Origin of the sequence: Sediminitomix flava, assembly GCF_003149185.1 — a bacterium.
Classification (GTDB): Bacteria; Bacteroidota; Bacteroidia; order Cytophagales; family Flammeovirgaceae; genus Sediminitomix; species Sediminitomix flava.
Genome location: NZ_QGDO01000002.1, coordinates 162350 through 175120, shown reverse-complemented (window position 1 = coordinate 175120; position 12771 = coordinate 162350). Strand labels below are relative to the sequence as shown.

Annotated in this window: 11 protein-coding genes; 3 read left to right on the top strand and 8 right to left on the bottom strand. The window is 35.8% G+C overall.

Translation table 11 applies throughout. The annotated features are described in order from the left end of the window. Positions 1-57: 57 nt before the first annotated feature. Positions 58-1752 (bottom strand): DUF6909 family protein, encoded by a 1695-nt coding sequence (locus BC781_RS08080; protein WP_109616735.1) that lies wholly within the window; start codon positions 1750-1752, stop codon positions 58-60. 108 nt (positions 1753-1860) lie between these two features. After that, on the bottom strand, positions 1861-2613 hold the full coding sequence (locus BC781_RS08075) for a class I SAM-dependent methyltransferase (protein ID WP_109616734.1): 753 nt from the start codon (positions 2611-2613) through the stop codon (positions 1861-1863). Positions 2614-2936: 323 nt separating this feature from the next. Between BC781_RS08075 and BC781_RS08070 the strand changes: the two genes are divergently transcribed. Continuing rightward, complete coding sequence (locus BC781_RS08070) at positions 2937-3737, top strand: hypothetical protein (protein ID WP_109616733.1); 801 nt, start codon at positions 2937-2939, stop codon at positions 3735-3737. An 83-nt stretch (positions 3738-3820) separates the two neighbouring features. Here the strand turns inward: BC781_RS08070 and pepT are convergent, their stop codons facing one another. The 5 genes from pepT to BC781_RS08045 form a co-directional block, all read right to left on the bottom strand. Further along, on the bottom strand, positions 3821-5053 hold the full coding sequence (pepT, locus tag BC781_RS08065; RefSeq protein WP_109616732.1) for a peptidase T: 1233 nt from the start codon (positions 5051-5053) through the stop codon (positions 3821-3823). A 45-nt stretch (positions 5054-5098) separates the two neighbouring features. Next, on the bottom strand, positions 5099-5887 hold the full coding sequence (locus tag BC781_RS08060) for an XRE family transcriptional regulator (protein WP_109616731.1): 789 nt from the start codon (positions 5885-5887) through the stop codon (positions 5099-5101). A gap of 165 nt (positions 5888-6052) precedes the next feature. Continuing rightward, the gene (locus BC781_RS08055; protein ID WP_109616730.1) at positions 6053-6718 is read right to left on the bottom strand and encodes an AlbA family DNA-binding domain-containing protein; all 666 of its coding nucleotides are present in this window, start codon (positions 6716-6718) and stop codon (positions 6053-6055) included. 126 nt (positions 6719-6844) lie between these two features. Continuing rightward, entirely contained in the window at positions 6845-7372 is a 528-nt protein-coding gene (gene hpt, locus BC781_RS08050) for a hypoxanthine phosphoribosyltransferase (RefSeq protein ID WP_109616729.1), read from the bottom strand. 344 nt (positions 7373-7716) lie between these two features. Next, complete coding sequence (locus BC781_RS08045; protein WP_109616728.1) at positions 7717-8397, bottom strand: NAD-dependent epimerase/dehydratase family protein; 681 nt, start codon at positions 8395-8397, stop codon at positions 7717-7719. Positions 8398-8641: 244 nt separating this feature from the next. Here BC781_RS08045 and rimO point away from each other — a divergent pair, with 244 nt between their 5' ends. Both rimO and BC781_RS08035 read left to right on the top strand, forming a co-directional pair. Continuing rightward, positions 8642-9958: a 30S ribosomal protein S12 methylthiotransferase RimO gene (gene rimO / locus BC781_RS08040; protein ID WP_109616727.1), complete on the top strand. Its 1317-nt coding sequence runs from the start codon at positions 8642-8644 to the stop codon at positions 9956-9958. 263 nt (positions 9959-10221) lie between these two features. Further along, entirely contained in the window at positions 10222-12201 is a 1980-nt protein-coding gene (locus BC781_RS08035) for an LruC domain-containing protein (RefSeq protein WP_109616726.1), read from the top strand. Between the two features lie 51 nt (positions 12202-12252). On the opposite strand, the gene BC781_RS08030 is transcribed toward BC781_RS08035, so the two are convergent. After that, complete coding sequence (locus BC781_RS08030; RefSeq protein WP_109616725.1) at positions 12253-12630, bottom strand: nuclear transport factor 2 family protein; 378 nt, start codon at positions 12628-12630, stop codon at positions 12253-12255. Between the last annotated feature and the right edge of the window lie 141 nt (positions 12631-12771).

Sequence of the window (12771 nt, the reverse complement as noted above, 5' to 3'; positions counted from 1 at the left end):
AAATAAGGGTAAGGAAATCGCTTTTCCTTACCCTTAAATCATTATTAGTATAATTTTTTATGCTTTCGAGGTTAAAATTTTCTCCAAAATCTTCAGAGTGATTGCATAAGTTGGTTTTACACCTGTCATACCTAAGCTTCCTGAAGCTAATGTATGTCCTGTCTGAAGAGGATTATCAGAAGCATAATAGGCATACCTTAGCGTCACATCTGGTTTTATATTTTTCCTAATTTTTGATGCGGCTTGTATCGCTTTTTGGTAATGAGCACCTTCCATTTCTAGACCAATAGCTCCCCAAGATGAATTTCTAAGAAAAGCTAAAATGTCTTTGTTCTGAAGTGAGGTTCCTAGCACCGTAATCATTGGCCCTTCAAAAGCTTGTAAATCACTTACATCTTTGAAATCATCTTTCGTGAGATCATTTTCAAAAGGATAGTTATCAGCAGTTCCTTCAAAAATATGAGCAGTCGGAATCATAAGATCTCCTTTACCACCATGAAGTATACCTGCTTTCCCCATGATTGAGATCGACTCTACATTCATTTTGAGTTTTTTGCTATCCTCAAAAGGTTTTAAGAGTTCATCCATAGTCTCGAAGGCTTGCTCACCAAAGGCGTAATCCATCAGAATGATGACAGGTTTCAGTTTTTTGAGGCTTGTTTTATTAGCCGTAATTCCTTCGGGTAATAAGTCTACATTTACTTTTTCAAGATCAAATATTTGAGCCGTAATATGTGTTCCATTATCATCGTCAACTACGTACATTCCGTATTGGAGTGCATAATTCTCGATCTCTTTTCGAAGTTTTGCCGATTGAGTTTTACTTAGCTCAGAAACTATCTCAATTAAATCTTTATTATCTCCAAAGTGCTCTTTAAGTGCTGCATAAGCATAAAGGCTATTCATCACAGAATGTAAATTTGCACTTACAATATGGATTGGTCGCTCTAATAAGTTATGTTCATGAAGTAGACCTTTAATCTTATTTGCCCATTGTTCTCCATAAATATGATGTCCAATTCTAGCTCTTAGGGTTGGTGAGAATGTAATTTCACGATCTTCCTCATTCTGAAACTCGTTTAGAGCTACTTTTCCTAACCAATATACAATGTGGAAAAGCCCATTATTTTTATCATCATTTGCGACAAGTCTAGCGTGAGCTCTTTTGGTTTCATCAAAAGTACGACCAAGAATTGTACTTAAATAGGTGAATGCTATCTCCTCATTTTGAGTTGTTATTTTCTCTTTTCCAGTAACAATCTCTTCAAGTTTTTGCCATTCTCTCAACAATCTTTTCTTAGAATCTTGAGCATTTCTGACAATTTTATCAGCTTCTAGATATAAAAAAGTAAGGTGGGTAAGGACGTCATAGATTTCACTGCGTCCTCTAGTGACTTCAATAAGCATATTTTCTCGATCAACTCGATAGCAATTACGTCTTCTTGCTGATGGAATAATTTTATTGAATGTGGATTTTTCATAGCCTTCTTCAGAAACGAGTTTAATAAATCGACACTCTTCTATGCCTTTTGGTAATCTATCGATCACATAAACCAAGCCATCAAGTTCTACTTTGGTCTGATCTTTCATTGAGCCATATATTTCAGGAGACAAAACCAATAAATCATTTTTTATGGCTTGTCCTGAAGCTCCTCCGGGTTTATAGTATCCTCTATTGAAGAGGTGTCTCATCACGACATATAGTCTTTCAATTGCCGCTCGCGATTCTTGCGCTCTTGTTAGTTCTAGCATAGGTTTTCTGATTTAATGGTTAAAAAAAATCTGGGCGAAATAATGCGTTGATTCTTTCAGCACAATTCCCACCCAGATTTCAAAGAAGATATTTTTAGATGATTGACTCTACTTTTTTAGGGTCAGTCTTACTGTAAATTCATCATGTTCGCCAACATAAAGGGCTTCAAGATTATATCCTAGTCTTTCGGTATATTCTTCCAAAACAGGATAACTGACATAAAGCCAACCAAATTCATCTCCCTCAATATCTTTGTATTTCATTTTATATTTAAGCTGGCCGTAGTAATCTCCAGCTAAGTCAACCACAAATGATCCGTCATCATCTTGATAGAGGTAAAGAATATCTGATGAGTCAAAGATAATCTGACCATCTTCTTTCAATATTTTTTTACAATGCTTCAAAAATGACTCTAGGCCTTCAAGGTTTTCAACTAAGCCAATACCATTCATCATGAGAAGAAGCGTGTCGTATTTTTTTGCTTCGTAAGTGAATATGTTTTGGTGTAGGGTTTTCTTTACTCCTCTCTTCTTGGCTACTTCTAGTGCTGGGCCTGAAATATCCATTGCAGTTACCTCTAAACCCATTTTTTGTAATTCGAGTGCATGAGAACCGGCACCAGCTCCAATGTCTAAAACCTCTCCTTTACAATGTTCTAAGGCAACTTGTTCTGCTTTAGGCATTTTGGCTTTTGAACGAAATAACAACTCACATGGAATTACATCAGGATCACTGAAGTCTGAAAGGACTGTCACCTCAATGGATTTATCTTTTTTCTCAAAATAATCTTTGATTGCAAAGCCCATAGGGTCTTTTTCTGGTAACAAACCATTCAAATTTGCCTTCATTTCATTTCCCATCTCCCTTCATTTTGGATTAAATAAAATTTCGCAAACATATCATTAATACAAATTAAAATCAAAAAATAGTCCATTTATAACTTGGTTCATTATAAATGTGAATTTAATGTAAACTAAATATTACTTAGTAAAGTGCAATGAAATCTGACTTTTATCAATCATAATTAATGATTCTGATGTAAAAAAGTACAACAAACACTTTTTCATTTTGCTTAATGTTAATTTAATGTTACATTTGTGTTACATCAAAATAACAATTGAACTAAACATTAAGTAGCCTATTGAAAACTCTCGTATCCATATTGATCTTCATCGTTTTAAACATGGCATTAAGCACAAATGCTCAAGAAGTATTCCCACGTACAGCTACAAATTCACCTCTTGAACATTTTGTTTTAAATCACCCTGAGCAGATCAATACAGGCGAGAATATTCTTTATTTAGGTTTAGCTCCAAGTACTTCTATTAGAGGTAGCAGAATCAAAGTGATTGAAAATGAGATTGACTCAATCAGTGATGAATTTGCTACTTGGAAATCTAAAAAAGGTGAGTTTAGAGCAATCAGAAAATTGTTCAACCAATTGCATAGAACTCATTTGGTACATTACAATCGAGAAAGTCTTTTCGCTGATATGTTTGAAACGAAAGAGTTCGGTTGTTTGTCAGGTTCATTATTGTTTGCCCATATCTTTGAGAGAAACGGTATTGAATATCAACTTTATTCTAGTGACGTTCATGCTTTTATCACGGTCCAGACCAAAGAAGGGAAAAAGCTCTTCCTAGAAACGACAGATCCTGTAAATGGATTCATTTATAAGAAAAGTCAAGTTGAAAGAAGAATGTCTAAGCATTTGAATGCGAATAGTACAAGAGGGATACGTACAATTTCAGCTCCACTTCCTTTAGAAGGCGAAGGGCTTGCTGAAAAAGTAGATATAAAGGAATTATCAGCTTTACAATATTACAACTTGGCTGTGAGTGCTATCAAGTCAGGGGAAATTGAAGAAGGTAATATGCAGTCTAAAAAACTGAATGTCTTTTATAAAAGAGGAAAGACACTGAAGTTGAATACAATTTTAGAGGCTGTTAAAGATAACTATCAAATTACATTTAGTACTAAATAACGCTTGTATAGTACAATGTGATACAAAAATGCCCTTAACATCAATTGTTAAGGGCTCATTTATTTTTAGAAGTTTAGCACTTCTTATTTAAATCTTTCGTAGTTCAATGCTACAATTCTACAGATAACCTCCACAGATTTCTCCATTGTTTCTAAAGGAACGAATTCGTAGCGAGAGTGCATATTATGACCTCCAGCAAAGATATTCGGACAAGGTAATCCCATGTATGAAAGTCTTGCGCCGTCAGTTCCTCCACGAATAGCTTTTACATCTTTTGGCACTCCAAGCTCGTCGTAAGCTTGTAAAGCCAATTCTACAATCTGCATATTCGGTACTACTTTTTCTTTCATGTTGTAGTACTGATCTTTGATCACCAATTCAATCATTGGTTCAGCAAAAGATGCATTCATTTCTTTCACGATTTCTTTCATCAATGTTTTGCGGTCTTCGAACAATTGACGATCGTGATCACGAATGATATATTTTAGAGTAGTCTTCTCTACACCACCTTCCATTTGAAGTAAGTGGAAGAAACCTTCGTATTTTTCAGTATGTTCTGGTACTTCATTGGCCGGCAAAGCATTGATAAAACGAGCCGCGGTCATCATGGAGTTGATCATTGTGTCTTTAGCTGTACCTGGGTGTACATTATGACCAATGAAAGTTAGCTCTGCATAAGCCGCATTGAAGTTTTCATATTCGAATTCCCCAAGTGGGCCTCCATCAAGAGTATAAGCCCAATCAGCACCAAACTTTTCAACATCAAATAAGTCTGCACCTCTACCTACTTCTTCGTCAGGAGTGAAGCAAACTTTGATATCTCCGTGTTTAATTTCAGGATGCTGAATCAAGTAATCCATTGCTGTTACAATTTCTGCAACACCTGCTTTATCATCTGCACCAAGGAGGGTAGTTCCATCAGTAGTGATGATCGTTTGACCTACATAATTCTTCAATAAAGGAGAATCTTCTACTGAAAGGACAATGTTTTGTTCTTTGTTCAAGACAATATCCTTACCATCGTAGTTTTCCCAAACTTGTGGCTTTACATCTTTACCTGTAAGATCTGGAGATGTATCAACGTGAGCGACAAAGCCGATAGTTGGTACTTTCTCTTCTACATTGGCGGGAAGCGTAGCCATAACGTAACAGTTGTCATCAATTGAAACATCTGTCATTCCAATTTCTTTCAACTCTTCAGCAAGGTCTTTTGCTAGGTTAAATTGTTTAGCTGTACTTGGAATTTGCTCAACTCCAGGTACAGATTCAGTATCATACTGAACGTATTTTATAAATCTTTCTTTCAGTTTACTCATTGCTCAATGTTTATATTTCTAGCCTCTCAAGCTTGTTTTCGTTGATTATTTCTGATGATTCAGTTCGTAGATTTCATCTTTCAAACGCTCAATGGTCTGATTCAAATCATCTCTATCCATCACATCTTCAGGGAAACTAGAAGCGATGTGCGCAGAATATCTCCAAACTTCTTGAATTTCATCAATAGGAAGTTCAAAGTGAGGATATTGAGGGTTATTTGATTTCAATAGGAAGCTGTTACGCTCTTTCAGCTTGTCGTATACTTTTTTCAAAACGACGCCTTCTGATTTTGCGATGACTACACAGATTTCACCTTCACGAAGCTCATTCCAATCCAAAACCAATTCTCCAATCACAATACTTCCGGGTAGAAGCGGTAACATGGAATCCCCTTTTACTTCAAAAGCACGATAGGTTTTATTGGCAGAAAGGAATGGTAATTGAAATTTTGGCAGTTCTTTCAAAAATTCTGGATCAGCAAAACCACTTGCGTAACCAGCAGAAGCTTTCTGAGGAACTAGCTCAATGTTTTCGTTATTGTCATGATCTACGGTGATACTTAGGACTCTGAGATTTGTTCCAGAAGTGAATTTTTCATTTTCTTCAACGACAGAACTCGCTTTGATGGCTTCTTCACCCAAGTTTCGAGTAAGAAGATGATCTACAGAGACATTAAAATGTTGTGCTATTTTTAGAAGAACATTCAACTTAGGTTGAGAGCGGTCTTCGTAGGCACTTATATTTTTTCTACTTAAGCCAATTTCTTTCGCCAATTCAGCTTGGGTTAATTGGTGAAGTTTGCGTAAGTAACGGATATTCTGATTAAAAAACATATGCTTCTTTTCAATTCAATCACTCATAAAGGGATATGAAAATCGCCTTTTTCCAATAGTCCTGCAATTTAGCAGAATTGTACTAAAAAGCACAGCTGTAAGTCCTTAGATGATTGAGATAAATGTGTGTAGAAGTATTAAAAAAAGGAAACATGTCTTGCTTCCTTATACTTCATCATCTTTTTCTACCAACATGAAGTAATCACTCATTTCACCAGGTATCACTTCAAGTACATTTGAAATAGTCAGTTGTACAAAAAGCATTGCAGCTTCTTTTAGAGGGATATTTTCTGACTTGCTAAACTCTTCAACGGTGGTTTTCGGGTTGTTTTCCATAAACTGCATAAGTTTACGTTCTTTCTCGCCAAAGGAAAATAAGCCTTCGTCGCCTCGCCATCTTGCTTTCATGATGGACCTTAGCTCAGGACTCATTTGTACACTTCGGTCTTCAACTCTGATATATGCTTTGCCGATCTTCTTATTTTTGTTGTATAGCAAGAAAACGGGCTTTCGTTCATTTTCATGAATTTTGAAAACCACTACCTGTTTGTGGGCATTTATATTTACGGTAAAAGCATCGTAATTGACAACGGGTTTGCAATAAGATGCAATTGTTTGCTCTAAAACAAACATCTCTTCCATAGCATCTTTTACACCTTTTATTCCTCCGTCATCTGTGACGCCCACGATCAAGTATCCACCCGATTTATTAGCAAAAGCAACAACCTCTTTCATGATTTTGACAGGGTCTGCTGCTTTATTCTTGAACTCGATATGTTCCCCTTCACCTTGTGCGACCAGTTCTTTTAACCTTCCTAAATTTAAAGCCATGGTCTTCAACGTTATATGTTATACAATAGTCTAAAAAGCAATAAGCTCCAATAGCAAGATAACCATTGGAGCTTATTCAAGATATAATTTTTTGAGAAAGAAACATACTTCTTTCTCTGACTTGCTTTATTCTTTAACGATTAAAATCTCGTCGATGTTTCTTCCTAATTCGTCGTAGTCTAAGCCATAGCCTACTACAAATAGGTTGTCGATTTCGAAACCAACATAGTCAACTGGTACTTCTACAACTCTTGCATCAGGTTTAGAAAGCAAAGTTACTACTTTGATAGAAGCAGGCTCTAAAGCCTCAATATCTTCAATCATTTTCTTCATTGTACGACCCGTATCAACAATGTCTTCTACAATGATTACGTGCTTTCCTTTGATATTATTATCAACACCGATCAGAGTACGAACTGTCCCTGTACTTTCAGTTCCTTCGTAAGAAGACATTTTAGCGAAAGTAACTTCACACTCCAATTTAGTTTCCTTCAACAAGTCTGAAGTAAACATAAATGCACCGTTAAGGATACTGATGAAAACAGGCTTTTCTCCTTCATAATCAGCAGTAAGCTGTTTTCCCATTTCTTGGACACGGTTATGAAGTTTTTCTTTACTGATATACGGAACAAATTCCTTATCCCAAACTCTCATGGTCTCTCTATAATTCGTATAAAATGATTTTTCTGTTTTGGACTTGCAAAAGTAACAAAATTGCCTTTCGGTCACTATCTCTTAACATTAAAACATCGTCTTTTTCTCATTTTCAATTGTGAAAATTTGTAAAGCCACTTTATAGAAAATGTTATCTATTTGATAATCAATCGAGAGATTCCGATTATCAGAAATTGTATTATTTAACATTGATTAATACAAGAACTAGGAGAGGTGGAAATTTATGATTCTGAACTGAATTTATTGGTATACTTTAGTAAAGAGGCATAAAAAAGTCACTCATTTGGACTTGAGTGACTTAGGTGTTTTTTAACGTGTATGATTTAGACTGAATGAATCTTAGCGAGTGTAAAAACACTATCTAATTCATAAACCAATAATTTTTTATCTGTAGGTACTTTTAAGCTATTGATCATGGCTTGAGCAACGGTTTCGCCTCTGATTGGTTTGTATTTGGCTATTGGAGGAAGAATGGCAGAAAGAACTTTCCCCAATTTAATTCCAATCATTTCTCCAAATCTTCTTTCTTCACGTTCACCTACCAAGACTGATGGTCGGATGATCGCTACCTTTTCAAAATTGAGTTTGATTACCGCTTCATCTAATTCACCTTTCATGCGAGCATAAAAAATTGGAGATTTAGCATTAGCGCCAGAAGATGAGACCAATACATATTGATTGACTCCTTGTTCTGATGCCGCTTTTGCTACATCATACTGATAAGTGTAATCTATTTTGTACTGCACGTCTTTGCTTCCTGCTTTTTTGATTGTAGTCCCCATTGCCGAAAAAAGTACATCACCTTTTAGTAATTCTTTCCAACTCTCAATATGGTCAAAATCTACAATGTGCTCTTGCAGCTTAGAATGTCCAATGTTAGTAGACCTTCTTGCAAAAACTATTACTTTATCATATGCTGCGTCATGCAATAATAGTTGAACAAGATTTTTTCCAACCAAACCCGTAGCACCAATCACCAAGGCTGTTTTTTTCAATTCTTCCATGGTTTCTAACTTCTTAAATAGCTAAGTCTTTTTTCTTCTTTTGTGATTGATTACAAAACGATTTTCAGAAAAAAAAGTTTTATATCCAAAGACTCATAAAAGATAGTCAATCTTCGTGTTTTTTGTTAATGTATGGCAAGTGAATCTGCGAGAATACACAGATTATTGTTTCAAAAGCGGTAAAGTTTCCAAAAGCAAATTGGAATCCTTAATTTTGCACTCCGAAATTTAAAATAGGTTAGCCTTGAAAACCAAGACACTTAAAAAGAATAAAGTCAATATCATTACTTTAGGTTGTTCTAAAAACTTAGTAGACTCTGAAGTAATCATGACACAGTTGAAAGGAAACAACATTGAAGTAGAGCACGAATCTACCGATGATGATTCTGGAATTGTATTGATTAATACTTGTGGTTTTATTGATGCCGCAAAACAAGAGTCAATTGATACAATTCTTCGTTATGCCGATGCGAAAAGAGAAGGTTTAGTAGATAAACTTTATGTTTCAGGTTGTTTGTCAGAACGCTATAAAGCTGATTTGGTAAATGAGATTCCTGAAGTTGATGCTTTCTTTGGTACAAGAGATGTTCCTAATCTTCTTCGTGCCCTAAATGCAGATTATAAAAAAGAACTTTTAGGAGAACGTCTTTTGGCTACAGATCACCATTATGCATATTTGAAGATTGCAGAAGGCTGTGATAGACCATGTTCTTTCTGTGCAATTCCTATCATGAGAGGTAAGCACATTTCTAAGCCAATCGAAGAATTGGTTTCTGAAACAAAGAGCTTAGTGGTTAAAGGAACGAAAGAAATTCTTCTGATTGCACAAGACTTGACATACTACGGTCTAGATATTTACAAAGAGCGTAAACTAGCAGATTTGATGCGTGCCCTTTCAGATATTGAAGGTTTGGAATGGATCAGATTGCATTATGCTTATCCTTCAGGTTTCCCGATGGATGTCTTGGATGTGATGAACGAGCGAGACAATGTATGTAACTATTTGGATATTCCACTTCAAACAGGTTCTAACAATGTGTTAAAACTGATGAGAAGAGGTATCACCAGAGAGAAAACAGAAGAGTTGGTTGCGGCTATTCGTGAGAAAGTGCCAAATATCACACTTCGTACAACATTGATTGCTGGTCACCCAGGTGAAACAGAGGAAGATCATCAAGAAACAATCGAGTTTGTTCGTAAGATGCGTTTCGATCGTTTGGGTGTTTTCCCTTATTCTCATGAAGATGGAACACATTCATTTACTTATGAGGATAAGTTGACAGGCGAAGAAAAACAAGCTCGTGCCAATGAAATCATGGATGTTCAAGAAGAAATTTCTCGTGAAATCAATGAAAGTAAAGTTGGTAATCGTTACAAAGTCCTTTTCGATAAAATAGAAGGAGGATATTTTGTAGGAAGAACAGAAGCTGATTCTCCAGAAGTTGATAATGAAGTTTTGGTAGAAGTGAATGATGACACTTTTATCAGAATCGGTGATTTTGCTGAGGTAGAAATCGTTGATGCTTCTGAGTTTGACCTTTACGGTGAATTAGTGAAGTAATTCTTATTGAGAAATATATAAGCCCAATTCAGGTATTGAATTGGGCTTTTTTCATTTTAATAAGAAAATTCATTTCAAACGGAAGAACTTTCGAATGTGAAAGTTTTACACTGAACTCATAAATTAGGTATTAGGTTGAAGGTTTTAGAATTAGCATAGTGTAAGAATATTGGAGAGTATTCTGAACTACTATCTACTTTAGTTACAAATCAAGAACAGAAATACATCAAGCTGCCAAGCATGATGTAAACCTAAAACCTACAATGAGAAAAAACTATATATTTCTACTTGCGCTAGCAGGTGGCATTGTGGCCTGTGAACCACAACTAGACTATAATCCAGACCTTCAAGATGAAGGAACTTCTTTTGAAGATTTAAGAGTGGATTCAAACTTTAATTTTGAAACAGCTTCAGGAGTTCAGCTTTATTTCACAGAAGAAAATCCAACAATTAGTGCAAGTTATACTATCTATATCCTCGATGAAGCACGTCAGATGATAGAGATTGGTGGCGGTACCGCTGTAAATGGTGTTTTGGATATAAACATGACTTTGCCAACGTCTACTACTGAAATTTATGTAGAAAGAAATCAAATGGGTATTGTGAGAGGGCAAACTCTCGATGTATTAAATCGAAGAGTAGAACACGTATTTGAGGCAGATGAAATTCCAAACAACGTAAGAATAAGAACAAACTCAAATGCTAGAGCTGCTACAGCAGGTTGCTCTGAGGTACTTTATGGCGTAAACGGTAATGGTGAATTTTTTACGATTGCGAGTGGTGATGACACCTATGATTCTTCAATGTTGCCTGATTTAGTAGGTGGAGGTTCAATAGCTTGTGCTGTAGATCGTGCAAACCGATTGGTGTATTATAATACAAATACAACGCTTCGTACCTATGATATTGATGCAGGTACTTTCCAAGAAATTCATCAAGGAAACCCATTCGGGAAGCAATATCCGAGAATGGAATTCAATAATACCAATGGGCTTCTGTATATCGCCCACAACCAAAAAATGCATTTAATCAATCCCATAAATAATGAAGTTGTAAGTTCATACGATATTGTCGGTTTGCAAGACCCTGTAAGTGGTGGTGATGTTGCGATTTCATTAGATGGAACAATTTATATGTGTTGTTTCTCTGGGCTTTATCGAATTGATGAATTGAATGATAGTGAAGGAAAAGCTTATACAACCCGTATTAGTGCAGAAAATCTTCCTTTCCAACCAACATCGATGGCTATAGACCGTAATGATCGATTGTACATGGGGACAAACGATAGCAATTCTCAATTAATTGAGATGGATAAAGCTGATGGGGCTTGGACAGTTAGAAAAACTTACAATCATAAAATCAATGATCTAGGTTCATTGCCATGTACTGAAGATGAGTTAGATCAAACGGATTCAGATGGAGATGGCGTTTTGGATGTTAATGATGATTATCCGAATGACCCAGATAGAGCAACAGATATTTATGGGCCAAGTAAATTGGGATGGGGTTCGTATGGTTTTGAAGATTTATGGCCTAAGAAAGGAGATTATGATTTCAATGATTTGGTGGTGAATTATAGATATACGCTTGTTGCAAATGCACAAAACCAAGTAAAAGAGCTTTGGGGTAAATTTAGAGTGAAATCATTAGTGGGCGATCTTCATAATGGTTTTGGAGTTGAGATACCTGTAGATGCAAGTTTAGTAGAATCTGTGACAGGCTCAAGAAGAACAAGAAGTCTAACTACCTTGAATGATAAGGGTATGGAAGATGGTCAAGGAAGCCGAACCGTTGTAATTGTTTTTGAGGATGCTTATAGCCATGCTACACAAGACAATTGTAATCAGGAAGGAGAGGAGATTGATATTAGAATTATCTTCACAGAACCAATAGATGGGACACCGCTTACCATTGCTAATATGAATCCATTTATGTTTATCAATGCCGACCGTTCTAAAGAGGTCCATCTTGCAGATAAACTGCCGACTGCTTTAGCTGATAATAGCTTCTTTGGCACAGATGATGATGACTCAGATGAGAATGCCTCACGATATTATAAAACGGCAAATAATCACCCTTGGGCTATTGATATTATTCATAGCTTTAAACCGCCAAGAGAAAATCGAGATATAACAAACAGTTATCACCGATTTAAAAATTGGGCTGAATCTAGCGGTATAGATACCCCTGATTGGTATAAAGACAATCAAGGATATCGAAATGAAGAGAACTTGTGTGATTAGTAGAATCTATATTTGTAGAAACGCATCTTTTTTGTGGATGCGTTTCTTTTTTTATATCGTACTTTCAAGCATCATGTTCATTTTATCATGAATGGTCTGAACACCTCTGAGTGGCCTTACCATTACTTTAAAGTCAGTTATTTTTCCTTCCTCATTCCATTCAATCACATCTATTCCATTTACAAAAGTACCATCAATAACTACTTCAAATTCAAGAAAGGCAGTATTGCCATTTCTTACTTCGCGAACATATTTGAAACTGTCATTGATAAAGGTGTAGAATGACGCTGTAAGGTACATCATTACTTTATGTTTGCCTTGTATAGGTCTGTAAGCTACAGGAGAGTGGAGCATGACATTTTCAGAGAGTAATTCAGAAATACCTACCACTTTTTGAGATGAGATAAGGGTATGCCAAGTGTCGATCATTGTCAGTTGGGTTAAAGTAAAAACAAAGAATTAGGTAATCGATTTTCGAGTTTTGGTATTGGTCTTGAAGGTAAAAAATTACCTTTCTACTAAGGTTTTAATGCTTGAGTTTTTAGGTTTATTTGATTTAAAAATAGAACT